General features: G+C 64.4%; 29 protein-coding genes and 1 tRNA gene. 12 read left to right on the top strand and 18 right to left on the bottom strand.

Annotation, left to right across the window (positions count from 1 at the left end; genetic code table 11):
* The first annotated feature begins 133 nt into the window (after positions 1 to 133).
* Entirely contained in the window at positions 134 to 1,405 is a 1,272-nt protein-coding gene (locus C7K55_RS04990) for an ammonium transporter (protein WP_241518183.1), read from the top strand.
* Here C7K55_RS04990 and msrB read toward each other — a convergent pair.
* Genes msrB through gpmI form a run of 3 tightly spaced genes read right to left on the bottom strand, consistent with a single transcriptional unit; the run spans position 1,402 to position 3,735 of the window.
* A complete protein-coding gene (gene msrB, locus C7K55_RS04985; protein ID WP_106502317.1) occupies positions 1,402 to 1,884 on the bottom strand; it encodes a peptide-methionine (R)-S-oxide reductase MsrB in 483 nt (160 codons plus the stop codon). The two genes, C7K55_RS04990 and msrB, sit on opposite strands and share 4 nt — an antisense overlap.
* Positions 1,885 to 1,897: 13 nt before the next feature.
* Positions 1,898 to 2,128 (bottom strand): preprotein translocase subunit SecG, encoded by a 231-nt coding sequence (secG, locus tag C7K55_RS04980; RefSeq protein ID WP_106502316.1) that lies wholly within the window; start codon positions 2,126 to 2,128, stop codon positions 1,898 to 1,900.
* A 23-nt stretch (positions 2,129 to 2,151) separates the two neighbouring features.
* Complete coding sequence (gene gpmI, locus C7K55_RS04975; protein ID WP_193486156.1) at positions 2,152 to 3,735, bottom strand: 2,3-bisphosphoglycerate-independent phosphoglycerate mutase; 1,584 nt, start codon at positions 3,733 to 3,735, stop codon at positions 2,152 to 2,154.
* 215 nt (positions 3,736 to 3,950) lie between these two features.
* On the opposite strand from gpmI, the gene pyrR reads away from it, so the two are divergent.
* Positions 3,951 to 4,487: a bifunctional pyr operon transcriptional regulator/uracil phosphoribosyltransferase PyrR gene (gene pyrR / locus C7K55_RS04970; RefSeq protein ID WP_106502315.1), complete on the top strand. Its 537-nt coding sequence runs from the start codon at positions 3,951 to 3,953 to the stop codon at positions 4,485 to 4,487.
* Between the two features lie 6 nt (positions 4,488 to 4,493).
* Here pyrR and C7K55_RS04965 read toward each other — a convergent pair whose 3' ends face one another.
* From C7K55_RS04965 to C7K55_RS04955, 3 genes are all read right to left on the bottom strand, one after another.
* Positions 4,494 to 4,724 (bottom strand): ferredoxin-thioredoxin reductase variable chain, encoded by a 231-nt coding sequence (locus C7K55_RS04965; protein ID WP_106502314.1) that lies wholly within the window; start codon positions 4,722 to 4,724, stop codon positions 4,494 to 4,496.
* A gap of 43 nt (positions 4,725 to 4,767) precedes the next feature.
* A complete protein-coding gene (locus C7K55_RS04960) occupies positions 4,768 to 5,610 on the bottom strand; it encodes a hypothetical protein (RefSeq protein ID WP_106502313.1) in 843 nt (280 codons plus the stop codon).
* Positions 5,611 to 5,713: 103 nt separating this feature from the next.
* Positions 5,714 to 7,273 carry an Hsp70 family protein gene (locus C7K55_RS04955; RefSeq protein WP_106502312.1) on the bottom strand — a complete coding sequence of 520 codons (1,560 nt, stop codon included), beginning with the start codon at positions 7,271 to 7,273 and terminating at the stop codon, positions 5,714 to 5,716.
* 63 nt (positions 7,274 to 7,336) lie between these two features.
* Here C7K55_RS04955 and C7K55_RS04950 point away from each other — a divergent pair, with 63 nt between their 5' ends.
* The 3 genes from C7K55_RS04950 (at position 7,337) to C7K55_RS04935 (ending at position 8,580) form a co-directional block, all read left to right on the top strand.
* Positions 7,337 to 7,567, top strand: coding sequence for a DNA-directed RNA polymerase subunit omega (locus tag C7K55_RS04950; protein ID WP_106502311.1), 231 nt, complete (start codon positions 7,337 to 7,339; stop codon positions 7,565 to 7,567).
* 8 nt (positions 7,568 to 7,575) lie between these two features.
* Positions 7,576 to 7,944, top strand: coding sequence for a DUF1818 family protein (locus tag C7K55_RS04945; protein WP_106502310.1), 369 nt, complete (start codon positions 7,576 to 7,578; stop codon positions 7,942 to 7,944).
* A 432-nt stretch (positions 7,945 to 8,376) separates the two neighbouring features.
* Positions 8,377 to 8,580, top strand: coding sequence for a DUF2811 domain-containing protein (locus tag C7K55_RS04935; RefSeq protein WP_479415236.1), 204 nt, complete (start codon positions 8,377 to 8,379; stop codon positions 8,578 to 8,580).
* Here C7K55_RS04935 and C7K55_RS04930 read toward each other — a convergent pair.
* From C7K55_RS04930 to C7K55_RS04905, 6 genes are all read right to left on the bottom strand, one after another.
* On the bottom strand, positions 8,567 to 9,334 hold the full coding sequence (locus C7K55_RS04930) for a hypothetical protein (RefSeq protein ID WP_106502307.1): 768 nt from the start codon (positions 9,332 to 9,334) through the stop codon (positions 8,567 to 8,569). The genes C7K55_RS04935 and C7K55_RS04930 overlap by 14 nt on opposite strands.
* Positions 9,331 to 9,789, bottom strand: a complete 459-nt coding sequence (locus C7K55_RS04925; RefSeq protein ID WP_106502306.1) for an EVE domain-containing protein — start codon at positions 9,787 to 9,789, stop codon at positions 9,331 to 9,333. Before C7K55_RS04925 ends, C7K55_RS04930 begins: the two co-directional genes overlap by 4 nt.
* 55 nt (positions 9,790 to 9,844) lie before the next feature.
* Positions 9,845 to 11,260, bottom strand: coding sequence for a UDP-N-acetylmuramoyl-L-alanine--D-glutamate ligase (murD, locus tag C7K55_RS04920; RefSeq protein ID WP_106502305.1), 1,416 nt, complete (start codon positions 11,258 to 11,260; stop codon positions 9,845 to 9,847).
* Positions 11,261 to 11,293: 33 nt separating this feature from the next.
* Positions 11,294 to 11,365 (bottom strand) — tRNA-Val (locus C7K55_RS04915).
* A gap of 45 nt (positions 11,366 to 11,410) precedes the next feature.
* Complete coding sequence (locus tag C7K55_RS04910) at positions 11,411 to 12,160, bottom strand: photosystem II electron transport protein, Sll1252 family (RefSeq protein ID WP_106502304.1); 750 nt, start codon at positions 12,158 to 12,160, stop codon at positions 11,411 to 11,413.
* Positions 12,153 to 12,656 (bottom strand): hypothetical protein, encoded by a 504-nt coding sequence (locus C7K55_RS04905; protein ID WP_106502303.1) that lies wholly within the window; start codon positions 12,654 to 12,656, stop codon positions 12,153 to 12,155. Before C7K55_RS04905 ends, C7K55_RS04910 begins: the two co-directional genes overlap by 8 nt.
* A gap of 83 nt (positions 12,657 to 12,739) precedes the next feature.
* Here C7K55_RS04905 and serA point away from each other — a divergent pair, with 83 nt between their 5' ends.
* From serA to C7K55_RS04885, 4 genes are all read left to right on the top strand, one after another.
* Positions 12,740 to 14,326: a phosphoglycerate dehydrogenase gene (serA, locus tag C7K55_RS04900; protein WP_106502302.1), complete on the top strand. Its 1,587-nt coding sequence runs from the start codon at positions 12,740 to 12,742 to the stop codon at positions 14,324 to 14,326.
* Entirely contained in the window at positions 14,326 to 15,246 is a 921-nt protein-coding gene (gene prmA / locus C7K55_RS04895; RefSeq protein ID WP_106502301.1) for a 50S ribosomal protein L11 methyltransferase, read from the top strand. The genes serA and prmA overlap by 1 nt, the downstream gene beginning before the upstream one ends.
* 141 nt (positions 15,247 to 15,387) lie before the next feature.
* Positions 15,388 to 15,687, top strand: coding sequence for a ferredoxin (locus C7K55_RS04890; protein WP_106502300.1), 300 nt, complete (start codon positions 15,388 to 15,390; stop codon positions 15,685 to 15,687).
* Positions 15,688 to 15,774: 87 nt separating this feature from the next.
* On the top strand, positions 15,775 to 16,242 hold the full coding sequence (locus C7K55_RS04885; protein ID WP_420912801.1) for a hypothetical protein: 468 nt from the start codon (positions 15,775 to 15,777) through the stop codon (positions 16,240 to 16,242).
* A gap of 21 nt (positions 16,243 to 16,263) precedes the next feature.
* Here C7K55_RS04885 and psbV read toward each other — a convergent pair whose 3' ends face one another.
* Both psbV and rnz read right to left on the bottom strand, forming a co-directional pair.
* The gene (gene psbV, locus C7K55_RS04880; protein WP_106502299.1) at positions 16,264 to 16,785 is read right to left on the bottom strand and encodes a photosystem II cytochrome c-550; all 522 of its coding nucleotides are present in this window, start codon (positions 16,783 to 16,785) and stop codon (positions 16,264 to 16,266) included.
* A gap of 98 nt (positions 16,786 to 16,883) precedes the next feature.
* Positions 16,884 to 17,843 (bottom strand): ribonuclease Z, encoded by a 960-nt coding sequence (gene rnz, locus C7K55_RS04875; protein ID WP_106502298.1) that lies wholly within the window; start codon positions 17,841 to 17,843, stop codon positions 16,884 to 16,886.
* A gap of 72 nt (positions 17,844 to 17,915) precedes the next feature.
* Here rnz and C7K55_RS04870 point away from each other — a divergent pair, with 72 nt between their 5' ends.
* Both C7K55_RS04870 and C7K55_RS04865 read left to right on the top strand, forming a co-directional pair.
* Positions 17,916 to 19,208, top strand: a complete 1,293-nt coding sequence (locus C7K55_RS04870) for a SpoIID/LytB domain-containing protein (protein ID WP_241518181.1) — start codon at positions 17,916 to 17,918, stop codon at positions 19,206 to 19,208.
* Positions 19,209 to 19,210: 2 nt separating this feature from the next.
* Positions 19,211 to 19,966: a glucosamine-6-phosphate deaminase gene (locus C7K55_RS04865; protein ID WP_261351235.1), complete on the top strand. Its 756-nt coding sequence runs from the start codon at positions 19,211 to 19,213 to the stop codon at positions 19,964 to 19,966.
* On the opposite strand, the gene C7K55_RS04860 is transcribed toward C7K55_RS04865, so the two are convergent.
* Positions 19,940 to 21,355, bottom strand: a complete 1,416-nt coding sequence (locus C7K55_RS04860) for a DUF1254 domain-containing protein (RefSeq protein WP_206603478.1) — start codon at positions 21,353 to 21,355, stop codon at positions 19,940 to 19,942. The genes C7K55_RS04865 and C7K55_RS04860 overlap by 27 nt on opposite strands.
* Positions 21,352 to 22,845, bottom strand: a complete 1,494-nt coding sequence (locus tag C7K55_RS04855) for a DUF1254 domain-containing protein (protein ID WP_106502297.1) — start codon at positions 22,843 to 22,845, stop codon at positions 21,352 to 21,354. Before C7K55_RS04855 ends, C7K55_RS04860 begins: the two co-directional genes overlap by 4 nt.
* Positions 22,846 to 22,939: 94 nt before the next feature.
* Between C7K55_RS04855 and C7K55_RS04850 the strand changes: the two genes are divergently transcribed.
* Positions 22,940 to 23,932, top strand: a complete 993-nt coding sequence (locus tag C7K55_RS04850; protein WP_106502296.1) for a proline iminopeptidase-family hydrolase — start codon at positions 22,940 to 22,942, stop codon at positions 23,930 to 23,932.
* Positions 23,933 to 23,976: 44 nt separating this feature from the next.
* Here C7K55_RS04850 and C7K55_RS04845 read toward each other — a convergent pair whose 3' ends face one another.
* Complete coding sequence (locus C7K55_RS04845) at positions 23,977 to 24,762, bottom strand: YebC/PmpR family DNA-binding transcriptional regulator (protein WP_106502295.1); 786 nt, start codon at positions 24,760 to 24,762, stop codon at positions 23,977 to 23,979.
* 28 nt (positions 24,763 to 24,790) lie between these two features.
* Positions 24,791 to 25,678 (bottom strand): tRNA pseudouridine(55) synthase TruB, encoded by an 888-nt coding sequence (gene truB, locus C7K55_RS04840; protein WP_106502294.1) that lies wholly within the window; start codon positions 25,676 to 25,678, stop codon positions 24,791 to 24,793.
* Between the last annotated feature and the right edge of the window lie 40 nt (positions 25,679 to 25,718).

The raw sequence follows: 25,718 nt of genomic DNA, 5'->3' as shown, positions 1-25,718 counted from the left end.
CGTTTCCGTTCAGCCAAGCGGGCCCATCCATCCCGGCTGTATCGGTTGCCACCTTTAAAGGCTCTTTTGGTAGCGGTTGCTACTGGCTGCTGATCCGTTGGTCTTCAGGGTGACGCCTGGTTTTGGGTTAGCTGTGCCGCTTCTGTTTGCAACCGATCTGGCCCTTCGCACTGCCAACAATGGTTTTGTGCTGGTGAGTGCCGCCCTGGTGCTGATGATGACACCAGCCCTGGCCATCTTTTATGCGGGCTTTGTTCGCAGCCGCAACGTGCTTAACACCATGGTGATGAGCTTCACCGCCATGGCCCTGGTGAGTGTGCTCTGGGTGTTGTTCGGCTACAGCCTGGCCTTCTCTCCCGGCAGCGGTCCCCTAGCTCCGTTCATCGGCGGGTTGCAGTGGGCGGGGCTCAGCAATTGGTCGGCTCCCTATGGGGATGGGCAACTCAGTCACGGTGCCGTTGCCCTGTTCCAGGTCACTTTTGCGATCATCACTCCGGCGCTGATTTCAGGTGCGGTGGTGGAGCGGATGCATTTCCGCGCCTGGATGGTGTTTCTGCTGCTCTGGAGCACCTTCATCTACCTACCCCTGGCCCACATGGTGTGGGGTCCAGGTGGGTTCCTGGGCAGCTCCGGCCTCGGTGCCATCGACTTCGCCGGTGGCCTGGTGGTGGAACTGGCCTCGGGCGTGGCCGCCGCCGTTGCTGCCCTGGTGGTAGGCCGGCGTCGCAGTGGGGGCGTGGGCTATGCCGCCGCACCCCACAACGTGCCCTTCATCCTGTTTGGGGCGGGCCTGCTCTGGTTCGGCTGGTTTGGCTTCAATGGTGGTAGCGGCCTGGTGGCCGGCAATTTGGCCTCCCTTGCCTGCCTCACCACCAATACCGCTGCCGCTGCAGCTGCCCTGGGCTGGATGCTGCTGGAAACATGGCAGCGCGGCAAGCCCACTGCCGTGGGTGTGGCTACCGGCGCCGTGGCCGGCCTAGTGGCGATCACCCCAGCGGCTGGCTATGTGAGCCCTCTGGCGGCCGTGTTGATCGGCTTTGCGGCAGCACTGGTTTGCAGCTATGCCATGCAACTCAAGAACCGCTGGCGTCTCGATGACAGCCTCGATGTGCTGCCGGTGCATGGCGTGGCCGGGTTGCTCGGCACTCTGCTAACTGGAGTGTTCACGTTGAAAAGTCTCAATCCCGCTGGCGCCGATGGACTGCTAGTCGGCCAGCCAGGTCAGCTCTGGATTCAGCTCAAGGCCGCAGGATTCACAATCCTTTTTGTTGGAGTAGGCACGTATGTGATTCTTATACTGATTCGCCTGGTGATGCCCCTGCGTGTTAACGATATTCAGGAACAGCAGGGCCTCGATATCAATGCCCACGGCGAAGAGGCCTACAACGGCGAATACACCGGTTAACCGGGGATGAAATTGAGGGCAGCGCCGTTATTGCAGTAGCGCTTGCCACTGGGCTTAGGGCCGTCGTCAAACACGTGGCCCTGATGGCCGCCGCAGCGCCGGCAGTGGTATTCGGTGCGGGGCACGATCAACTTGAAGTCCACCTTGGTGGCGATCCCGTTGGGCAGTGGTTGCCAGAAGCTGGGCCAGCCGGTGCCGCTCTCGTATTTGGCCTTGGAGCTAAAGAGGGGCAGGGCGCAGCCAGCACAAACGAAAGTGCCTGGGCGTTTTTCGCTATTCAGGGGGCTGGAGAAGGGCCTTTCGGTGCCTTCCTGGCGCAGCACGTTGTAAGCGGCCGGGTTGAGACGTTTCTTCCAGCTGGCTTCGCTGAGCTGCCAGGCGGGATCCTGGGCCTTGGAAGCTGCTTCGGCGCGGGAGACGCCAGTGAAGAAGGCGCCCAGGCTTGATCCCAGGGCTACCAGCAGATTGCGTCGCGGCATTGGCGTCACAGACCTAACCGAGCCAGCCGGCGCTGAGCACAACGGCCAGGCCAAGAAAAATTGCTAGCAAGGTCCAGCTGATGCGGTTGAGGGTGGCTTCGGCGCTACGGGCACTAGTGAACATCGAACCGCCGCTAGCGGCCAGCCCGCCCATGCCATCGCCCTTGGGGCTATGTAGCAGCACGCTGATGATCAGCAGAACGCCACTGCCAATCCACACCCATGACAAAACTGAAGTGACCATGGGCCTCTTTGGATAGGGGCAGGTTAAACGCCCAGGGTCTGGGTGATGGGACTGGATGCGGCTGCGGTGCCAGTTGCCAGGATCAGTGATTCACCGCTCATGGTTGCGGGCTTGGGCAGGTGCAAGATCTCCAGCAGGGTCGGGGCGATGTCGGCTAAGCCGCCATGGTCACGCAGCGACACATTGGTGCCGTGGCCGGGCAGCTTGCGTTTCTCGCCCTCCACCAAAATCACGGGCACGGGGTTTGTGGTGTGAGCCGTCCAGGGGCGACCATCTGGGCCCTCCATCACTTCGGCATTGCCGTGGTCTGCGGTGATCAGCAGCGTGCCTCCCATGCGGTTGGTGGCCTCCATCAGCTTGCCTACGCAGGTGTCGACAGTGGTGATTGCTTCAGTGGTGGCTTTCATTTTGCCGGTGTGCCCCACCATGTCCGGATTGGCGTAATTGATTACTACCAACGAGTAAATGCCCTTTTTGATTGCGGCAATACAACTTTCAGTGAGCTCGCCGGCGGACATTTCCGGGGAAAGGTCGTAGGTAGCCACCCGGGGGGAGGGGACTAGGTGGCGATCTTCTCCAGGGAAAGCCTGCTCAATGCCCCCATTCATGAAATAGGTGACGTGAGGATATTTTTCGGTTTCAGCTGTGCGGAACTGGCGCAGCCCCGAGTTCGACACCACTTGGCCCAGTAAGCCATCGAGAGATTCGGGCGGAAAAGCCACCGCTACGGGCAAGCCCCTTTCGTATTGGGTGAAGGTGACCACATCCAGTTGGGCTTGGAGCTGCCGGGAGAAGTCGTCAAATTCCGGCAAAACCAGGGCGCGGATCAACTGGCGCACCCGGTCGGGCCGGAAGTTGAAACACACCAAAGCGTCTCCACTCTTGATCAATCCCTCCGCCAATCGCAACGGTTCGAGGAATTCGTCGCCGATCTCTAGGGCGTAGGAGGCGTGGATGGCGTTGACCGCGCTGAGCTCGGATATATCGCTTGGTTCGGTTAAGAGTCGATAGGCCTTTTCGGTGCGGTCCCAGCGGTTATCGCGATCCATGGCCCAGTAGCGGCCGCAGAGAGTGGCGATCCGCCCCACGCCGGCCCGACTGATCTGCTCTTGAACCTGGGTGACGAATCGGGGGGCACTGCTCGGGTCCGTGTCCCGGCCATCGGTGATCACGTGGATGCAGACATCCTTGAGACCGCGGCGCGCGGCCCATTGCAACAAACCCCCTAGGTGGGTGATGTGACTGTGAACGCCCCCATCGGAGCACAGGCCGATCAGGTGCAGGCAGCCGCCCTTGAGAAGTAGGCGGTCGGCTAAGGAATTGAGCGCAGGGTTGGCGGCCAGGCTGCCGTCCTTGACAGCTTGGCTGATCCGCACCAGCTCCTGGCGAATGATTCGACCGGAGCCGATTGTGAGATGGCCCACCTCAGAATTGCCCATCTGATGATCTGGCAGGCCGACAGCGGCGCCGCTGGCCTCAATCAGGGTGTGGGGATAGGCGTGCCAGAGGGCATCCATCACCGGGGTGCTGGCAGCACGTATGGCGTTGTGATCGGCTTCGTGGCTGTAACCCCAGCCATCCAAAATGGCGAGTACGACCGGGGCCACAGAGGATGAAGCCCTAGAGGCCGATGCTGGGCCTGGCACCAGGGTGGATTGCTGCTGGGAGGGAATAGTCGTCACCCGTCTCGCCTAGCGACGTTGAACCAACGCCTTCCAAAACCAACTTACAGTGCAAATGTGCTGCAATCCCAGCTGCTCCCCTCGGGGTCAGCCTTTGGTCACACAGCAAACCAGCCCTGGCCGACTTGCCGGATTCCCTAATGCATCGGCTCGAACTGCTATCGGCCTTGGATTTGGGCCGCACCCTTGATCGGCTTGCCTCCCAGGTGTTGGAAGGCGTCGCCGACAGCCGCTCCCTGGTGCTCCTCGGCATACCCACCCGTGGAGTGGCGTTGGCTGAGGTTTTGGCCTCCCGCTTGGCAGTCTTAGCCGGCCATCCGATCGACCAAGGCAGTGTCGATCCCACCTTTCATCGAGATGACCTGGAGCGAGTCGGCACCCGTCTGGGCCAGCCCACCGATTTGCCCGCGGCTCTGGATGGGCGCCAGGTGGTGTTGGTGGATGACGTGATCTTTACGGGGCGCACTGTGCGGGCGGCCCTTGAAGCCTTGCAAGCCTGGGGGCGGCCCAAGCGGGTCAGCTTGCTGGCCATGGTGGATCGCGGTCACCGGGAGTTGCCGATCCAGCCTGATTTCTGTGGAAAGCTAGTGCCCACCAGTCGCCAAGAATCAATCCAGCTCTGCCTGCAGGAGATCGATGGCGAGGAGGGGGTGTTCCTGCTGCGGCCGGAGCTCTAGCGAGAGTCAGGCAAGCGATAAGGCGGGAGCCAGCTCATCTGAGCGGAAATGGGCCCGAAATTTGCCGAAGGCAACCACCACCGGCAAGGTTGGGCTGATCACCCGGCCCTTCCACTCGTTGAGCACGGTGACCACCTCACCCTGTTGGCCTTTGAGATCGAAGGCGACCCCGCGGTGCTGGGGGTGGTGGTAGACGACCACGCTTTGGGAGACCTGAACCTGATCACCTGGCTGCATGGCTCCAGAGCTTCATCGCGCGGCCAATCCTGTCACGCGCCAATCACCGCTTGCTGGATCGGCTCTGACAGGCCGTCTCCGGCCCGGCCTCAACCACCTGTCCACCTAAGGACCGACAGGCCTCCTGGAACGCGGACCACTCGTCCATACCCTGGGAGATCCGTTGGCGCACCTGGGCATCGAGTTGGGCGGCGGGCACGGTGTGGGGCAGCTGGCCATGGGCGTCGTGTTCGCGCTCTTGCACTGACAAGCCTTCGATGCCCTTCTGTACCTTGGCTTGTAGGCCGCGGCTCTGGGTTTTCCACCAGGGATGGTCAATGCGGGTGAGGGCCTCGAGGGCCTCCCACCAGCGCTTTTGCTCTGTGAGGCCCTTGGCCCGCTCCAGCTGCAGCCGGTTGCGAGTCCAGTTTTCACTGAGTTTGTCGCCCAGGCTGTCGCCGTCAGCGCGGTGGTCATCGCCCATCACAGCGAGGATCTTCAGGGCTGCAGGTAGGTCGCCCTCCTGGAAGCGGGTCATGGCGCGCTGCTGCAGGTTTTGCTGCCACACCACCAGTCGCTTGCGGTCTGCTTCGCTGCCGGCAAGGGAGTTCACCAGTTGCAATTGCAACTGCAGAGCCTCGCCCCAGCGCTCCTGCTGCCAGATCTGGGCCGCTTTGCGGCGCCGGCAGCTGCCTTGTTCGGCAGGGGCCTGCCCCCCCAGCCAACGCAGGGCTTCGAGCTGTTCGCTGTAGCGCAGGCAGGCTTCTAAGTCGCCGCTCCTTGCTGCCTGCTCCAACCGTTGCGGCAGCTGCTGCTCCCACCAGTAGGTCGCCCCAATGCCGCAGGCCACAAGACCCAGGGTGAGACCCAGCCAGAAACGGGGCAGCCTGTGGCGGCGTAGGGCCAAGGCAAATACGGAAATATGAAACTTAGTTTTATGGACGCTGCGGCCAAGGTGCCGTCAGCGGAGGGCAGCGCTTGCGGCGTCCACTTGAGTTTGCCGCTAACTCTCAGCGCACCGGGCCCAGAAGTTGGGGGGCGCTGAGGCGACCACTGCGTAGGTCCGTGACCTCCAGCACCAGCTGGCCCTGGTCGTTGACAGAAAATGACAATCGCAGACAGTCCTCGCCAGGCTGTCCCGGCACGTCCAGGGCAAGGTCTGGGGGTTGCTCGCTCCAGGGCATCACTCGGGCTTGCCCCGCTGGTCGCGGACGCAGCACCGGTAGCCCGGCCTCAAACACCACCTCGCTGCGTCTTTCGTTGTCTGGTTCCCCCAGCACCAGCTCCAGGCTTCGCTGGTTGGGGCTGCTGCAGGCCAGCACGATTTCCAGCGGCCGCTCACTCGGCCAGGTTTGTCCCGCCACAAACAGCGGTTGCCAGTGATGGCGGCTGGAGCGCTGATCCCAGCAGCGCAGGCAAATTCCGTGGCGCAAAACATCCCGCACTCGCACCCCCGGGGTGAGGGCCAGGGCCCCCAGGGCTACGGCTTCCACCGGCCGGCTTTCCTGCAGGGGAATGCCGCCGCAGCGCTCCTGCAGCCATTGGCGGATCAGGGGCATGCGGCTGCTGCCACCAACCGGCAGCAGGGCGGTGATCTGGTTTGGGGCCAGTCCATCGCGGCGGGCTCCCGCCAACACGACCTCCAGCAGATCATCGAGTTGGGCCAGCAAGCCCCGCTCCACCAACAAGGCGTTTAAGCGGCTGCGACTCAGCCGCAGAGGTTGGGGAGGCAGGCCCGCTGGACTCCAAAACACCAGGGCCTCTTCGGCGCTGCTGAGCTGGCATTTGAGCGATTCAGCTGCCTCCAGCAGGGCCCCATCAAGGGTGGCTCCGGGGCAAAGGTGGGCTGCGATCCAGCGATCTATATCCCGGCCTCCCAGGGCTACCCCCGCCTTGCCGATCACCCGGGCACAGCGCAGGGCCTGGCGACTTGAACTCAGATCCCGGCCGGCGAAGCGCAGCAGCTGGGCCATGGGCGCCGGGCGACCCTCGCCACCCTCTAGGGCCACCAGGGACAGGTCGATGGTGCCGCCTCCCAGGTCCACCACCAGCACCGTGCTGCCGGCAGGTAATCCCGCACCGATGGCTGCGGCGGTGGGCTCGTCCACCAGGGCCAGCTCAGGCACCTCTAGCTCGCGGCATACCTCCTGCAGCCACTGGCGGTAGCGGGGGTAGCTGTCAATAGGAGCGGTCAGCACCAGCCGCTCGGGTGCAAGCCCTGGCGGCAGGGCGGCCCAGAGCTGCCTCAGCAGCAAGGCTCCCGCCTGTTCTGGCCGCAGTGGTAAGGCTGGGGGTGGTTGGGGCGCCGGGCAGGGGAGCGCGCCGATTTGTCGTTTGAAGTCCCGATGCAACTGGGGGCCATCGCTGTGGGCCAGGCCCGCCTCCAATACCTGGCGACCGATCAGGGGCCGTGGCATGGCTGGATCGCTGAGCCATAGCAGCGTTGGCACCGCAACCGGCTCGCTGGTGCTGTAAGGCGGCAGGGCCAGCAGCTTGGCCGCGGTGTCTGGCCCCTGGTAGGCCACCACCGTGGTGCTGCTGCCTAGATCAATCGCCAGCGTGCCCCGCATTACACCCTTCTAAACGGGGAATTGCCCCTGTTGACCTAGGTTGAGGAGATTGCAAGGGTGCCCATGCAGAGCGGTATTGACGTCAACCACAAGGAACTGGCCCAGCGGGCCGAGAGCCTGATCCGCCACACCAGCAACCGTTACCTCACCACGGTGAAGATTGCTTTTCGGGCTAAGCAGCGTCGTTTCGATGATTTCGATGGCCTGCTTGACGATTCGATGATCAAACCCGTGCAGCGGGCCATCATCGAAATGAGCGATGAGCAGGACCAGCCCGATTTGCTGCCCGGCTGATTCGGCGGATGCGTGTTCAAGAAGGTGAGGGGTGGAGGTGGCTGGAGGATTCAGCCCGCCACCCCTTTTCTTTTTTGATTGGTGGCCAGGGCTGGGCCTCTGAGCTCACAGCGGAGGAGGCCCGGGGGCTGGGTCAGGCTCTGGTGCAGTTGGTGCAAGAGCACCATGATCTGGCCAGTCAGTTGATGGCTGAAGAGTCGATCAGCATTGAGCTCGAGCGCGGCCCTTTGTGGATTGCCTTGGAAGGCGACCGCAACGCCTGGTCGCTGCGCTTTGTGCTCACGCCTGGCGCTGATTGCCGTGCCGTTGAGGGCAGCTGGCTACCCGGGCCTAGCGCGGCTTTGGTGGCGGCCCTGGCTCAGGGGGCTGGCGGCTAGCTGGGGCATGTGGGCAAGCCAGCACGGTTGCAGCTGAGACCCAGCGGCAGTTGAAGCTGTTCAGCACTGCTGATCATTGCCGTTTTCCCGCCCAGCCCCCAGATCACTCTTGGTTTTGCTCAGTTTTTCCCCAGGTCAGTTGTTCAGATGGGGCTTGCCCACTAGGGCCTGGGGAGAAGCTCGCTGCCAGAGCCTTTCCCCTTGACAGCGCTGGCCCCAGCCTCACCGCTTGGCCCAAAGGCGAGGGGGCCATGGCAAATGCTCTGGCAGAGCTCGGTTCTTAGCCTGGGAGGCTGGCCAGGGCAGCTTCGCCAGGCCATTTGACGGGCCCGGCCTGATGTGGAGAACTGGTGCCACACAAGGCCGTTGTCTCCCATGGATCTGCAGACTCCCGTCCGAGCTCAAGCTCCCGTGGAGGGGGAAGGCTTAACGGTGAGCTTTCGTGCAGAGGTGCCTGAGGCCTTACTCGCCTCGATGCGTGGCTTTATCGAGCAGCACCCCAATTGGGATCAATACCGGTTGTTTCAAGCTGCCCTGGCTGGTTTCCTGGTGCAGAACGGCCTTGGCGACCGGGAAGTCACCCGCTGCTACCTGGCAAATCTCTTTCCCGCCCAGGCGAGCTTCAGGCAGCAGTGAGCTGGCCCCGGTCCTCCTGGCCGAAGAGTTGCTGGTAGGCGGCCGTGAGGGTGCAGGCCGCCACTGGCAACGCCACCACCAGCCCGATGAGCAGCACCAGGAAGCCGGCCAGCACCATGGCCAGCAGCACCAGGGTTAGGCCGAGGGCTTGGAGCCAGTGGGGATCGGTGGCGGCCCGACCGCTGCGAAAGGCTGCCAGGGGGGTAAGCCCTCCGATTAGGGCCAGCGGCAGGCTCAGAATTTGATCGGCGCTCAAATAAATAACGGCTGCCAAACCCGCCACCAGCGGCAGGGGGGCTAACAGAGGTTGAATCATCGTGAGCAGCCAGGAGCTCGCCTGGGCCAGGCGCACTATCAGTGCCAGCACCACCAGGATCAGCACCACGGTTCCAAAGCAGCGCAACATCGCTCTGCCATCGACCCGGATCAGTGCTCCCAGCCTGGGTCGCCCCTGATTGAGAGCTAGTTGGGCCCCCCGCATCAACCCCACCACCAGCCAAAGCCCGGTAAGGGCATAGATGATCCAGGCAGCCGTCGCCAGGGTTATGGCGACGGGGTCGGGCTTGCCCAGCAGCGACAGCACCAGGCTGCTCTCGTAGCGATAAAGAAGCTGGGCAGCCAAATTGGCGCCGCCGCTCAGCAGGGTGAACCCCATCAGCACCCAGGGGCAGTGGCTGAAGGCAGCCCAGCCCCGCTCGACGGCGCTGCGGATGGCTAGGGGGGGCTTGGGGCTGATCCGGGCCAGCTGACTCATGGCGACTCAAGCAGCTCCAGCAGTCGCTTGGCACTGCTGGGCTCAACCGGCAGGATCGAAAGACGGTTGCCCCGCTTCACCACCCCCAGCTGCTCTGGGCTGAAGTTTTCCCGTAAGGCATCCAGGCTGAGCAGCTGCTGGAAGTGGCGTAAGTAGCGCAGCCTGCAACAGTCCCAGCGGGGCTTTTGCAGGCTTGCGGCGGGATCGAAATATTTGGAGTTGGGATCAAATTGGCTGGGGTCGACAATCTGGGTTTCAACCACCTCCATCAAGCCCACGATGCCCGGTGGTTTGGTATTGGAGTGGTAGAAAAAAGCCCGATCGCCAATTTGCATGCTCCGCATAAAGTTGCGGGCCTGGTAGTTGCGAATGCCGTCCCATAGGGTGCTGCCCTCCCGCTGCAAATGATCAATCCCGTAGACATCGGGCTCGCTTTTCATCAACCAATAGGCCATGGCCAGTTGCGTTCGCCTGGTGCGCGAATGTTAGGAGCTAGATAGCTGAACGCCCTTACAGCGACATCACCAGCTGGCGGAAATGATCACCCCGGGCCTCAAAATCGTTGTATTGGTCAAAGCTGGCGCAGGCAGGGGAAAGCAGCACAGCTAGGCAGCGATGGCTGCGGGCTAATTGGTCGGCCAGGGGTACGGCTTCAGTCAGGCTGACGCAGCAGTGCACAACTCCGCTGAAGCCTGCCTGGCTAAGTAGTTGATCAAACTCTGCCTGGGCAGCTCCGTAGAGCACCACCGCTGCGGCTTTCTGTTGCAAGGCTGCCAGCCAGCTATTGGGATTTCCCTGCTTTGATTCACCACCGGCCAGCACTACTAGCGGACCATCCAGGGCATGTAGCGCCACCTCGGCGGCGTCGTAGTTGGTGGCCTTGCTGTCGTTGTAGAAGCTGATGCCTTGCTGCTCGCGGATGCGCTCGAGCCGGTGGGGCACGCCGGTAAAGGAGCGGAAGGCTTGCTCCATCTGGGCGCCGCTCAAGCCGGCTTCGAGCCCGGCCGCAGCGGCCAGCAGCATGTTTTGGCGGTTGTGGGCGCCGGGCATGGCTAGGCAATCCGCAGCCATTAAAAGTTTGCCGGGGCCGGTCTCGCCGGGCTGGGGGGCTTGCCATACCTGGCCATCTTCGATCCAGAGACTGGGCTGGATCGTGGGTGGGAGGTCCTCCCGGCTGCCGGCGGTGACCCAGATTGCCCGCTGCAAGCCCGTGGCATGGGCGCGAAGGTCGGCGTCATCGGCATTGAGTATGGGCGCCGTGGAACGCTCCAACAGGCTGTGCTTGATGGCCCTGTAGGCCTCGATAGTGCCGTGGCGCTCGAGATGGTCTGGGGTCAAGGTGGTCCAAATTCCGACCCGTGGTGCAACTTGCGGGGCCGATTCGATCTGATAGCTGCTGAGCTCCATCACCAGCCAGTTGGGTTGGGGATCGCCGCGCTCCAGTCGCTCGAGCACCAGCTCTGCCCCGGAGAAGCCTACGTTGCCACCCATGGGGGCATCGAGCCCAGCGTGCTGAAGCAGGTGACTTACCAGGTGGGTAACGGTGGTTTTGCCATTTGTGCCGGTGATGCCGATCCAGGGCACGTCGCCACTGGCTTGGAAAGCCAGCTCCATTTCGCCTTTGGTGCTTACTCCTGACTTGCGCAGCTCCACCAGGGTGGGATGGTCCCAGCGGATTCCTGGACTTACCACCACGGTTGCGGTAGTAGGGCCAAGGGCGGCAAAGGCGTCGCCGTGGAGGGGCACGCCAAGCTGCACATCAATGCCTGCCTGGCGCAACTCGCCCGCTTTGGTTTCAAGTGCTGGGCTGGATTGGCTCTCAATCACCAGCACCGCATGGCCGAGATGGTTAAGCAGCCGAGCAGCACCAATCCCTGAGCGCGCAAGACCAACAACAACGGTCAGTTCCCTTGTTGCATCCAGCATCTCGAAACTTAGGGCTAATACTGAACTTTAAAATGGGCGATACTGGATTCGAACCAGTGACTCCTACCGTGTCAAGGTAGTGCTCTACCTCTGAGCTAATCGCCCCAGAAGCTTTGTCAGGTTACAGGTAGGCCTGATTCAGGTAATCCCTCAGCAGCGCACCAGCTCGATTCGCCAGCGCTCCCGCTTGGTTGCTGTGACCGTCTCAAGCTGCAGTTCGCCCCGGCCCTCAAGCTGCACCCGGTCTCCCTCCGTCAGCGCCCTGCTGGGACTGCTGACTGGCTGCCAGTTGAGTCTCACCCTGCCTTGGCGGATCAGCTCGGCCATGCGGTTGCGAGATAACCCGAATCCGGCAGAGGCCACCGCATCGAGGCGCAGGGAGGCTTCCACGGTTTGAAAGCGGCGGGGCAGGCGCGGCGCCGGAAGTTGCAACTCATGCAGGGGGCGGGCTTCCAGGGCCACCTCCACCGTGCGCACCACAGCGGTGCGGCCATCAAGGGCAGCAGCTTGAGCAGCCGTAAGAATTGCCTGGGCACCCCGGTCGCCTCGCAGCCAGAGATCGCCCAGCTCTCCCTCCGCAGCGCCGAGGGCTAGCAGGCCAGAGCGGAAGTCTTGTCGCTCAGCCGGGTCGAATAGGAAATTGCCGCCCAGCTCCAGGCCCATCAGGCCGGCGGCAACTTCATCGGCATCAATGGCTGCGTCGTAGCGCTGCAAAAGCAGACGCTGGCGTTCAGCTCCTGGGTAGCCCCCCCGGCTGGCCAGCTCCAGCTCGGCCAGCCCTGCCAGGTGCTCTTGGGCCTGCTCAAGCAACGCCCCATCAAGAAAGGGGGTCCACACCGGCTCCCAGGTGCGCAGGGCCTGGTCAGCGGCAGCGATCACGGCTTCAAGGTCCCTAGCCATCGCCCAGTCGCACCACCGCCAGGGGTTTGGCCTGCTGCAGGGAAATCCAGGGCATATCGACGCCGTTAGCTGTTTCGGCCAGCAGCAGCCAGTTGCCTTCTTCCACCCGGTTGCGCAGGCTGCGGATGCGGTCGTCCTCTTCGGAGCGCACGCTCGCGGCGGCTGCAAAGCTGCCCATCCAGCCCGAACCCATGCCGAGCAGGGCGCCGATCAGGTGCTGGCTCCAGGCACCCGCAAAGGCGAAGGTGTCGAGGTCGGTGATGTAGGTGAAGGTGAGGCCAGCCAAAAAGCCAAAGGGAATTAGCCAGCGCGCCATGCCCTGCTGGCGGGCCCGCCGTGCCACCGCAGGGTTTAGCCGGGCCACCTCGGCCATGGCCTGCTCTCCCTCGCCGATGGCCTCCAACTGCAGCAGCGGAGGCTGCAGCTCGGCCAGTCGATCCCGGAGCTGATGCAACCTTTTGCGGTCGTTCAGAACTACCACCACACTTGTGCCCACGCTGCGCCCTGCTCAGTGTTGTTGGGGCGATTCTCGCCGCTCACTACACTGCACGGCCGGCTCTCCGCTTCGCACCGCCGGGCATGACAAAGGTTCTCGTTTCGGATCCCATCGACCAGGCGGGGATCGACATCCTGTCCCAGGTGGCTCAGGTTGATGTGCGCACTGGCCTGCCCCCCGAGGAGCTCAAGGCGATCATCGGCGACTACGACGCCCTGATGATTCGCTCAGGCACCACGGTGACTGCCGAAATTATCGAAGCGGCCGACAAGCTGCGGATCATTGGCCGAGCCGGCGTCGGCGTCGACAACGTCGATGTGCCGGCGGCCACCAAGCGCGGTGTGCTTGTGGTGAACTCGCCGGAGGGCAACACCATCGCCGCCGCTGAGCAGGCCTTAGCCCTGATGCTGGCCCTGTCGCGCCACGTGCCCCATGCCCATGCCAGCACCATGGCCGGCGGCTGGGATCGCAAAAAATACGTGGGCAACGAGCTCTACAAGAAAAAGCTGGGCGTGGTGGGTCTCGGCAAGATCGGCTCCCACGTGGCCCGGGTGGCCAAGGCGATGGGCATGGACGTGATGGCCTACGACCCCTACGTATCTGCCGAGCGGGCCCAGCAAATGCAGGTCCGACTGCTGCCCCTGCCCGCCCTGTTTGCCGAAGCTGACTTCGTCAGCCTGCACCTGCCCCGCACCCCAGACACCGAGAACCTGGTGAACGCGGAGCTGCTCAAGACAATGAAATCGACGGCGCGGATCGTTAACTGCGCCCGCGGCGGCATCATTGACGAAGCGGCCCTCGCGGAGGCGGTTGAGAACGGCACCATCGGCGGCGCTGCCCTTGATGTGTACGCCAAAGAGCCCCTAGAGGCAGGTTCGCCCTTGCGGCAGGTGAAGGAGCGCCTAATCCTCACGCCCCATTTGGGTGCCTCCACCGAAGAGGCCCAGGAAAACGTCGCGATCGATGTGGCCGAGCAGATCCGCGACGTACTGCTTGGCCTGCCTGCTCGCAGCGCTGTGAATATCCCAGGCCTCAATGCCGAGGTGATGGAGCAGCTCAAGCCCCACCTGCAATTGGCCGAAACCCTGGGTCAGCTGCTGAGCCAGCTGGCTGGTGGCCCGATCAGTGAGCTCGAGGTGAGACTCCAGGGCGACTTCGCCGCCCACCCGGCCCAGCCCCTAGTGGTGGCGGCCCTCAAGGGTCTGCTTTCCACCGCCCTGGGCGACAGCATCAACTACGTGAACGCCAGCCTGGAGGCCAAGGAGCGTGGCATCCACGTGCTCGAAGTCAAGGATGACGCCAGTCGCGATTTCGCCGGTGGTTCGCTGCAGCTCAGCTGCCGCAATTCCCAGGCCAGCCACAGCGTTACTGGAGCTGTGTTCGCCGAAGGCGAGCTGCGCATCACCACCATCGATGAATTCCCGGTGAACGTGGCTCCAAGCCGCCACATGCTGTTCACTCGCCACCGGGACATGCCGGGGATCATCGGCCAGTTGGGCTCCCTGTTGGGCGAGCACAACGTCAACATCGCCTCTATGCAGGTGGGCCGCCGCATCGTGCGTGGTGACGCCGTGATGGTGCTCAGCCTCGATGACCCCATCCCCCCCAGCCTGCTGGTCTCGGTGCACGCCATCAATGGCATTCAGGAAGCCCACCCGGTAACCCTTTGATGGCTGCTGCCCCGGGCTGGTGGCGACTGGAGCTGGCCTCCCTGCCGGAGCTGGAGGAATCCCTGCTCTGGAAGCTCGCTGACCTGGGCATAGCTCGGGTTGCGGTTCAGCACCGCCCCGAAACCCCCAGCCAGCGGCAGCTGATTGCCTGGTTGCCTGCAATCGATTGGCCTGAGCTGGAGCGGCAACAGCTGGCTCTGGCTCTGGCGCCCCTGGCCGAGCCCTTCGGCTTGGCCCTGCCCCCGCTGCGGTGGAGTCAGCAGGCCGATGAAGACTGGAGCCTCAGCTGGAAGCAGCACTGGCAGGCCGATCCTGTGGGCAAGGGGCTGCTGATCCTGCCTGCGTGGCTGCCCTGTCCGCCCGAGCATGCCGAGAGGCGGCTAATTGCCATGGATCCGGGCAGTGCCTTCGGCACCGGCAGCCATCCCACCACCAGGCTGTGCCTGGAGGCCTTGGAGCTGCTGGCCGCCATGACGCAAGAGGGGCTGGCTGGCCTGCGGGTGGCCGACCTCGGCTGCGGTAGCGGCGTGCTGGGCCTGGCTGCCCTGCGGCTGGGCGCGGCCTCGGTGGCGGCTGTCGATACCGATTCGCTGGCGGTGCGAGCCACCACCGACAATGCCGCCCTCAACGGGCTCACGCCTCAAGTGCGGGTGCAACTGGGCTCGGTAGAAGCCCTGGCTGAGCTGCTCGAGGGCCAGCCGGCCGATCTTTTGCTGTGCAACATCCTCGCTCCGGTGATTCAGGCCCTTTGTCCAGCCTTCAACACCGTGCTGGCTGCCAACGGCGTGGGTCTGCTCAGTGGCCTGCTCGTTGACCAGGCTCCGGCGTTGCAGCTGGCCCTGCGGGACGAGGGCTGGCAGGCCGAACTCACGGCGGAACAAAGCCAGTGGGGCCTGATGACGATCCGGCGTGTCGCATAAGGCACGCTGATCTGTGCCTTCAATTTGATTGGCCTTCCAGCGTTCTGGCCGCCAAATCGACAGTTAGGGCGTCCGGCGGATGTATGAAGGGCGAGTCCTACAGGCCCGGCTTCCGGGTGCCTGTGAGCCCCAATCTTTTTCATGGCTTCCTACAAGGTCACCCTCATCAGCGAGAGCGAAGGCCTCAACAAGACCATCGAGGTTCCTGATGACCAGTACATCCTCGACGCTGCTGAAGAGCAGGGCGTTGATCTGCCCTACTCCTGCCGCGCTGGCGCTTGCTCCACCTGTGCAGGCAAGCTGACCTCCGGCACCGTCGATCAAAGCGACCAGAGCTTCCTCGACGACGACCAGATCGAAGCTGGTTTTGTGCTCACCTGCGTGGCCTACCCCACCAGCGACTGCACCATCAAGACCCACGCCGAAGAAGAGCTCTATTGAGCCCCAGATCAGCCTGCGCAGGCTCGGCAAATCCCGGACCTGCGCTTGAGCAATCTGAACTTCTCTGCCACCCTTAGGGGTGGCTTTTTGCTGTCATCCCCGAGCCGCAGTTCTGTGTCAGCCCAGGCACCCCCCTCCCGGGGCAACGTCGCAGCCCTGCTGGAGCCAGGGAGCGAGCACACCAGCCCCGGCGGCCACTACAGCTATCGGGTGCTGGGCCCCTGCTGCCGCCTGTTTGATCGCGAGGAGTTGCCCTGGCCCTGCTGTCGGTTGGCCTGGCATAGCAAGGAGCCAAGCTGGCGGCGCATCGGCCGGCGCTTTGTGCCGGATCTGGCCTCCCGCCGCTGCCCGTCCTATGCCGTTGAACTGCTGCAGCCCGGCGCCCGCCCCACCCGCACGGTGATCACCCTGTTCCCGATGCGGCTTGAATCCCAGTTGCAGGAGTGGTGGTACAGCAAGCAGCCCACCTCCCTAGACCTGGCCAACTGCAAGCCACCGCCTTTTACGGCCAATAAAAAAGCCGGTGCTATTGCACCGGCTGAACAGGGGGATTGAGGCTAGAAGTTGATCTGAGAATTAGAAGTAGATCTTGCCGCCGCCCCACTGGATGCCCTGAACCTTGGGGGCCACCAGGATGTAGCCAGCCATCAGGCGCAGGTCGTCGTCGTCGAGGTCGCGCATTTTCACGAAGATGTCGCTGCTGCGCATGCTGGGGTGCACGTCAGCAATGCTGTATTCCCCGTCGTAGGAGGTGGGGTCCTTCATGTAGTCCACCAGGGCCTCAACGCTGTCCCGCGACGGCGTCGCCAGGGCCAGAGTTTCAGGGTCGAGGCCCACGTTCTGATTGGTTTTGGTGATGCCACCGGCGTGGCACTCGCCGCAGCTGCTGTTAAACACCTTGCGACCGGCCTTGATCTCCTGCTCGCTGAAGGTCACCAGGGTGCCGTCTGGCGTGGCGGGCACGGTGAGCTGCTCTGTGGTCCAGGCGGCTGCCAGAGCCGGGCTGCCGAAGCCCATGAACAGCAGCAGGGCCAGCATGGTTCGAGCAAGAACGCGAACCGCCTTGCGGAGGGCAGCCGAGGGGAAGGAGGAGGCCATTGGAAAAAGCCGGCGGGTAGGCGGTAAAGACCGCATCGGAGACCTTGTATCACGGGGAAAGGGCCCTCCGCAGCCGATTAACGCGAACTGTTGCAGGGCTAGGCCGTGGCTGGTTCGGATGGGGTGATGTCGATGCTGAGGAAATCCTTGGCCACCAGGGTGTTGGGGAAGATGGATTGGGCTTCCGCTACCAGGTCGTCGGGGGTCATAGGATTGCCTGGCATGTAGCGAGGGCTCAGGTGGGTGAGCACCAGTTGCTTGACGCCGGCCTCCAGGGCGGTTTGGGCTGCCATCGTGCTGGTGGAGTGCTGGCGCTGGTAGGCAAGCTCCGCTTCGGCGTGGGAAAAGGTGGATTCGTGGATCAGTAGGTCAGCGCCGCGGGCCAGCTCCACCGCCGCTTCGCAGAACACGGTGTCGGTGCAATAAACAACGCTGGCCCCTGGGCGATCGGGGCCGCAAAGGCTGGAGCCATTGATGATCCGGCCGTCTTCAAGGCTGATGTCGCGCCCAGCCTTGAGCTCGGCGTAGATCGGCCCTGGCGGGATGCCGAGGGCCTTGGCTCGCTCCACGTCGAAGCGGCCAGCCCGCGGCTTCTGATCGACCCGGTAGGCGTAGGCAGGCACCCGGTGGGTCAGCGGAGTGCAGCGCACCGTGAGGTCGTCGTCATCGAGGAGCAGGGCACCGCTCTCGGCAGCGGATCGCACCCGGTGGGTGCGAAGGGGGTAGCTGATCCGGGTGGAGGAGGTGCGCAGCACCCCTTCGAGGTAGTCGCGCAGGGGATCGGGGCCGTAGAGGTCGATGCCTGTGCAGGTGCCCGCCAGGCCGAGGCTGGCCAGCAGGCCGGGCAGGCCAAATACATGGTCGCCGTGCATGTGGGTGACGAAAATCCGCCGCAGCTGGCTCACCCGCAGGTCGCTGCGCAGAAACTGGTGCTGGGTGCCCTCGCCGCAGTCGAACAACCACAGCTCGCTGCGCTGGGGCAGACGCAGCGCCACCGCCGAGACATTGCGGCCCCGGGTGGGCACACCGGAGCTGGTGCCTAAAAAGGTGACCTGCACGGTCGTGCTGCCTCTGGCGCATGTTGCCACGCCGGGCACAATGGGCCACCTGAGTCGGGAGAAGCAGCACCCGTGCCTGTAGCGCGCTTTTCCCTGGTGTCTTTGCTGGCAAGCGCCCTGGTGCTGACCGGTGCTGCTCCGGGAAAGCTGCGGGCCCAGCAGGCCAACCCGCAGGTGCGGGTGCTGTTGCTCGAAACGGCCAAGCTCACGCTGGCGGCCCCTCAGCAGCCCTTGGTGTTGCGGGCCGGTAGCCAGCGCTGGTCGCTGGCGCCGCTGGAGCCGGTGGTGTTGCAGCTGGCTGCCGGCAGCCTTGTGCTGGAACGCCCCGCCGGCGTGGAGCGACTGCCTGCAGTTAGAGAGCTCTGGCTGGAGCCGGCAGCCCAGTCCGCTGGAGCCCCGCTGAATTTGCAGTTCAGCCCCCAGGAAGGCGCCGATTTTCAGCTACAGCAGCGGGGCTATCGCGGCCGACTGCAGGTGCTTGTGGGTAGCTCATCCCTACAGGCCGTGAACCATGTGGCCCTTGAGGCCTACCTGCCCAGCGTGGTGGCCAGCGAGATGCCGGCGAGCTGGCCCCAGGCAGCCCTGCGCGCTCAGGCGGTGGCCGCCCGCACCTATGCCCTGCGTCAGCGCAAGCCAGCTGCCGCCTTTGACGTGAGCGCCACGGTTTCGAGCCAGGTTTATAAGGGTGTTGAGGCGGAAACCCCCTCAACCCGTCAGGCGGTTAGTAGCACCCGCGGCCAGGTGTTGATGTTTGGTCCCAGCTTGGCCAACGCTGTTTTTCACAGCAGCGCCGGTGGCAGCACCGAAAACAGCGGTGATCTCTGGAGCCAGCAGCTTCCGTACTTGGTGAGCGTGCCCGATTTTGATCAGCACAGCCCGGTGCACGCCTGGCAGTTGCGCCTGGAGCCCGAGCAGCTGCAGAAGGCGTTTGGCGAGATCGGCGGTGCCCAGCGCATCGATGTGCTCGCCACCACCGGCTCTGGTCGGGTGCGCCAGGCGCGGGTGACTGGCCCTGCCGGCACCCTGGTGCTCACCGGCGCCCAGCTGCGCAGCCGACTGGGGCTCAAGAGCACCATGGTGCGCTTTGAGGTGCTGGCCCCACAGCTGGCGGCCCTGCCGGTCTTGCCGCCGCTGATGCCGCGGGCTGCCGACCAGAGTGGGCTATCCGAGCCTGCCATCACCCCGGATCAGGTGCCCGTGCAACTGCCGCCGCCTTCGCTGCTGGCGATCGGCCGGGGCTTCGGCCATGGTGTGGGTATGAGCCAGTGGGGCGCCCACGGCATGGCCAACCGGGGCCAGAGCTACGAGCAGATCCTGCATCACTACTACCGCGGAACGGAGTTGCGCCCCTACGTCAGCCCCTGAAGTTGGAGTTGCGCTGCTTCGTTGATGGGCCGGCCGTGGCTGCTGCGGTGGCTTCCCGCCTGCTGGAAGAGCGCCTGCAGCGGCCCCGGCTTCCCCTGGGACTGGCCACTGGACGCACCATGGAGCCTGTCTACGCGGCCTTAGCCCAGCAGCTTGAGCAGCTCAGTGGGGCGCAACAGCAGGCGATCTGCCAGGGCTGGCTGAGCTTCAACCTGGATGAATATGTGGGCTTGGTGGCCACCGATACCCGTTCCTTTACGGCCTTCATGGCTGCCCGACTGCAGCGCCCCCTGGGTTTGCAGCCTGAGCAGGTGCTGCTGCCCGATGGCCTGGCAAGCGATCCCCAGGCTGAGGCCAGGCGCTACGGGGCCGCCCTCGCGGTTGCCGGTGGCGTGGGGCTGCAGCTGCTCGGCCTGGGCTTAAACGGCCATGTGGGCTTCAACGAGCCACCCTGCGGAGCTCAAGCCCCCTGCCGCTGCCTGACCCTCAGCGCCGCCACCCGTACCCAGAACGCTGGTGCCTTTGGCGGCGATCCCGAGGCGGTGCCGGCCCAGGCGATCACGCTGGGACTGGCGGAGATCCTGGCGGCAGAGCGGATCCTGCTGGTGGTCACCGGGGCCAGTAAAGCTGCCATTTTGAAACGGGCTTTGCAGGAGCCCCCCTGCCCTGAGGTGCCAGCCAGCTGGCTGCAGCACCACCCCCGGCTGGAGGTGGTGGCGGATCGGGCGGCCCTAGGGACGTTCCTGCAGGGCAGGTAGCTGCCATTGCCCTGAAAGGGCCGACGGTCCTGGCCCATAGAGACGGCCCACGAAGAAGAAGGGCCCAGCAGGAGCCGGCAGCCAGTTGGAGACCTTGGCTGGGCCTGGGTTTTCATGCTGGAGATAGATCTCCAGGGAGCCATCTGCCCCCAGCTTCAGGCCCTCAGTGCGATCCCCGATCGAATAGCGGTTGATCGGATTGGCCACCAGCAATCTCTGGGGGAGTGAATACATCGTGATCGACCAGAACTCACTCACCGGCGGTAGCTGGCCGGCGGGGAAGCGCAGCACCCACTGGCGGCGGCCATCGAGCACCTTGCCGTCGGGGCCTTTCTGCTGGGTGGCGTAGAAGGCCTCGGAACTGCTGTTGCCGTAGATACCCAGCATCGCCCCCATGGCCCGGTAGGTGAGGTAATCGCTCCCGAGTTCCTCGCGGGTGCCGAAGAAGCCCTTGGAACTGCTTTGGGCCAGGGCCTTGGTGCGCAGGTTGGCGGCGGCGGCGGCCACCCCGGCCTCGATGGCGCTGCGGGTGGCGGGAGTCAGTTGTTTGGGGTCAAAGGGCCGCCCTGGGCCGATGCCGATGCGGGCGAAGCGATTCATCATCCCCTGCTCCGACGGCACGGTGGGCATGAACGGCAGCAGGGCGTTGAGATAGCCGATGAAGCCGATTCCCTCGGCCTTTGCCGGATCCCAGGCGGGCCAGTTCACCGGCGGAGCGGGCTTGGGCGGCTTGGTCCCTTCGAAGCTCGAAAGGGGGATCAACTGGTATTTCGCCTGCAGCGCCTGAAGCGCTGGGATGTCCCCGGGCCCGTTGAGCTGGGTGCGGGTGAGGGTGCCGACGAAATCGGTTTCGGCGCGGAACACCTTGGTGATCCCCTTGGGCACGCTGCCTTGCCAGCGGGGGCCGGCGAACAAATAAGTGCCGGCGCCGCGCCCCGTGGCCCGCACACCGGTGTACGCGAAGTTATGGGTGTAAAGGTCGAACCACTGGTTGACGTAATAGCGGGGTGCCGGCACCGCCGGCAGCTTCAGCACAATCGGTTCAGCCCTTAGATCCAGCCAGGCCCAGGAATAGGGCGTGTCGTTGTTGGGGGTGACGATGTCCGTGTCGGCCGGGGTGGCGGAGCGGCTGTAGTGGCGGAAGCGGTTGAAGCCGCCCACGTAGCCAGGGAAGGTCTTGTTCTGGGTCTGGTTCCAGAGGGTCTGGTAGCCCTGCAGGGGGGCATAGGCGTAGAGCCAGGCCTCCGCGGCGATGGCCTTTGCTTCGGCGGGGGTGGGGGCTGGCGCCACAGAGGCGGCTAGGGCTGGTCCCGGCGCGGCGCTGGTCACTGCCATCAGGGCGAGGATCAGCCCCAGGCTTCTGGGCGGACGCTGGTTGCTGGTCTTCATGGCTGGATCGTCGTGATGTCGTTAAGTTGCCAGGTTTTGGCGAAATAGGGCTCGGTGGGGCCGTAGAGGCGGAAGTAGGCGAACCAGCCCTTACCTGGGGTGGTCTGGATCCAGTTCTTGGCACCAGCAGGCCGGATGGGCCCGAAATCCACATCCACCGAGCCGTCGGCGTTGCTCACCAGATCGCTCTTGCGGGAGCTGAGGTCGGCGGCGCCCTGGGGGGTGATCAGCGGGCCGCGGCTGAGGTTGTCGTAGAGGGTGATCGACCAGAACTGCTTCACGGGCGCGTTGGCCGGCACGCGCATGCGGTAGGTGCGGCCACCGTCGAGCCACTGGCCCCGGGAATCCTTGGAGGTCTCCAGGTACACCTGCCCGAAGCCGAGCACCCGGCCCTGCATGCCCACCGACATGCCGATCGCCTCGTAGAACCAGGAGCTGCGCTCGTCGAACTGCACGCGCCGTTTGTCGGGCGATTCCTGATCGAGATCGAACAGGACGGCGTACTCCCAGTGCTTGCCCGGGTACACCGTGGCGCCGGGGGTGCGCTTGTCGTAGGCGATGGTGCGGGCCATCAGGTCGCCCAACTGGGCCGCCTCGCCGAGGATCCGCGCCTGCCGGGCATCGGGCTTGAAGGGCTGGCCAGGGCTGATCCCCAGGGGCGTCAGCATGCCGAACATCATCCGGTCGCGCGGTGCTACCGGCTCGTTGGCGTAGAGATCACTCAGCAGCCGCCAGTAGGAGAGATCGGCTGGCTGGGCCGACTGCCAGGGACGACCGCCCACCTCCTCGTAGCGGGACACCGGCGGATTGGATCGCTGGTTCCAGCCGTAGAGGCGGTGCTGGCGCACGGTGGCCTCGGCCACAGCCTTGTCGGGCGCCAGACCGCGGGTGCCGAACCAGACCTGGTTGCTGGAGGCCCGGAAGATGCGGTAGCCGGGGGCCTCCACCTCCGCCGCGCCGGGGGGAAGGATCAGATACTTGCCGCCGGCACCCTTGTCGGGGCCCGTCTGACCCATGTCGGTGATCGGCTGCTGCCAGATGTCGAGCACGCCGCCGGCGGTGAGACCCGCCGGCACCTCCACCACCAGCGGACCCTGCCTGGCCAGATCCCAGAAGCTGAAGGCATAGAGGGTGGTGATGTTGGGCGTGAGCATCCCCGCCTTGTCCTGCAGCGTGCGATAAAGCAGCACGTCGCCGTTGCGCACGCCCATGGTCTTGGCCTGGGCGTCGTAGAGGGCCTTGAAGCCCACCGCCGGCAGGGCCCACAGGTAGCCCTGGGTGGCGCGCTGCAGGTCGAGGGTGTCGTACAGCTTGCGGGCGGTGGCGGCCGTGGGGTAACCGTTCTCCAGCTGCAGGGGGCCCAAAGCCGGAGTGTCCACGCTGGTTTTGGCTGAGGCGGTGGGTGCGGCCTGGGCCAGGGACGGGCTGCTCAGGGGGGCCAGTAGGGCCAGGATTCCCAGGGCTAGCGCTGCGGGGCGGACAGGGGGCATTAAGCGGGGGGCTAGGGGTCGCGTAATAATTATTAGTGGGGAACCTCGCCGCTGTCTGCCGCCGAATCACACAAAGTCGTGTGGCGGCTGAACGATGAGCCAGTCACGATTGGGTGAGGATTTTTCATCGACGTTGTCTATGACAACCCATCCAGCTCCGCCCGCTTCCGGTGTTCGAAAGATTCCGGTTCGGACTGCTCACGGCACGTTTGAGGTTTGGACACGTCGCAGTGGTGCGAGTCCGAGCATCAAGTTGTTGCTGCTCCATGGCGGGCCTGGCTGCACCCACGAGTATTTCGAGGTGTTTGATAGTTTTCTGCCCCAGGCGGGAGTCGAGCTCTATTTCTACGATCAGTTGGGTTCGCATCACAGCAGCCAGCCTGATCACGCTGATCTCTGGGAGATCGAGCGATTTGTCGATGAGGTGGAGCAGGTGCGCCAAGCCCTGGCTCTCGATGGCAGCAATTTTTTCTTGCTCGGTCACTCCTGGGGCGGGATTCTGGCGATTGAGTATGCGCTGCGCCACCAGCAATATCTGAAGGGATTGGTAATCTCCAACATGGTTTGGAGTGTGCCCGAGTATAATCGTTATGCTGAAGAGAATTTTCTACGTCAACTGCCGGCGGGCGTTCTGGCTGAGCTCCAGGCCATCGAAGCTGCCGAAGATTACGACAACCCACGCTACATGGAGTTGTTGATTCCGCACCACTACGAGCACCATGTGTTGCGCCGGCCCTATTCGCAATGGCCCGATTCGGTTCTGCGTGCATTTGAGCACCTCAATCCGAAGGTTTACATCCCCATGCAGGGCCCCAGTGAGCTGGGCGCGCGTGGCAAGTTGGCCCAGTGGGATCGCAGGGCTGACCTATCACGGATTCAGGTTCCCACTCTCACCATTGGTGCCGCCCACGACACCATGGATCCCCAGCAGATGGCGGCTATGGCCAAGGCTCTACCGCTGGGTTCCCATCTCCACTGCCCAAATGGAAGCCATATGGCAATGGTTGATGACCAAGAGGTTTACATCCAGGGTCTGATCGATTTTCTGCGGCGGGTTGATGCCCAAACGATTCGAGAAGATCCTTAAGTGGGTTAGCCACTCCCCAGCGCCACTGCCTAGCGCAGCTGCTCTCAGCCCATCACCGCCGCCAGCAGCCCCTCGTCGGCCTCCAGGTTGCTGGTAACGCTGCGCCCATCTTCCAGGTCCTCGAGGGCATCAAGCATGCGCAGGCAGGCGCGCAGAGTTTCGGCGTCGCTTAGGGGGCAGGCGGTCTGGGGAATCCAGCGGTGTTCCCAGCCCACAACTGTCCATTCTTGGTGCCGCAGGCCGTCCTGCAGGGCCTCTAGGTCGCCGAAGGTGCCGAACACCTCCAGGCCCCCTTCCTCGAGGGGGGTGTAGCCGAGGGCGGCGGGTCCGCCCTGCTCCTCCAGGGCCAGCAACCCCTCCAGCAGAGTTTCTTCATCGATGGCTTGGCCATCCCCGGCGGCGAGCTGCACCACCGAGCGCTGCTCAAACAGGTAGCCCACACAGCCGGTCTCGCCCAGGTTGCCGCCATGCTTGCCGAAGGCCAGGCGCACCTCGGCGGCAGTGCGGTTGCGGTTGTCGGTGAAGGCCTCCACCAGCACCGCCACGCCGCCGGGGCCGTAGCCCTCGTAGCGCACCGCCTCGAAGGTTTCGCCAGCGCCACCGCCTTGCCCTGAACCCTTGGCGATGGCTCGCTCGATGTTGGCGTTGGGAACGCCTGCGGCTTTGGCCTTCTCGATGGCGGTGCGCAGCTGGAAGTTGCCGGCGGGGTCGGCCCCGCTTCGGGCCGCCACCATGATCTCCCTGCCAAGCCGGGTGAACACGGCGCCGCGTTTGGAATCCACCACGGCCTTGCTGCGTTTTATCTGGGCCCACTTGCTGTGGCCGGCCATCGGGGTGCGGGGGGAGAGGAGCGAGGGGCTAGCCGAGTGCGTTGAACACCAGCTTGGGCTGCAAGAGGCCGCCTTCACCGGTGCGAGCCATGCCGGCCAGGTTGCCATCCGGCCCCAGCACCGCCACCGGCTCTCCCGCCTCCAGCGAAAGCCCATGGTCAAGGGCGCGGCCGCAGCGCCAGCCATCAAGTTCTGCATCGAGCAGCTGCCGTTGGGGTAGGTGCCCCAGGGCTGCCAGCGGATTCAGCAGGGCGGGCAATGGCGCCTGATCGAGGGCTTCCAATGGCACGGCCTGTTCGAGGCCAAAGCCAAGAGCCTCGGTGCGGCGCAGCCGCGCCAGGGCACCACCGCAGCCCAGCGTCTCGCCTAGGTCGCGGGCTAGGGAGCGGATGTAGGTGCCGGCCGAGCAGCGCACCAGCAGCTCCAGGCTGGCGGTTGCGGCATCCCAGCCCAGCAGCTCCAGCCGCTGGATCGTCACCGGTCGGGCGGCCAGGTTTAGCTGCTCTCCCAGACGCACCCGGGCGTAGGCCCGCTGCCCCTCCACGTGCACGGCAGACACCTGGGGCGGCACCTGGTCGATCCTGCCCCGAAAGCTCGCCAAGGCTGCCTCCAGATCCGCTGCCTCTAAAGCGGGCACCGCATAGCGGGCCAGCACCTCTCCCTCCAGATCGTCGCTGACGGTGCTCACTCCCAGTTGCACCACGCCCCGATAGGTCTTGTCGCCCTCCAGGTAGGGCAGTAGCCGGGTGGCGGGGCCCAGGGCGATTGGCAGCACCCCGGTGACGGCTGGATCCAGGGTGCCGCCATGGCCCACGCGTTTGAGCTTGTAGGCGCGCCGCACCCGGGCGACACAGGCGTGGGAGGTGAGTCCCGCCGCCTTATCGAGCACCAGAAAGCCGCAGGGCTGGTCAGCCATGGATCGGAGCGTCACCCTTGCAGCGTCCCATGTTCAGCTC

This window comes from Cyanobium usitatum str. Tous (assembly GCF_003011885.1).
GTDB classification, from domain to species: Bacteria; Cyanobacteriota; Cyanobacteriia; order PCC-6307; family Cyanobiaceae; genus Cyanobium_A; species Cyanobium_A usitatum.
Note: the sequence above shows the minus strand (reverse complement) of the source record. Positions and strands in the feature narration are given on the sequence as shown.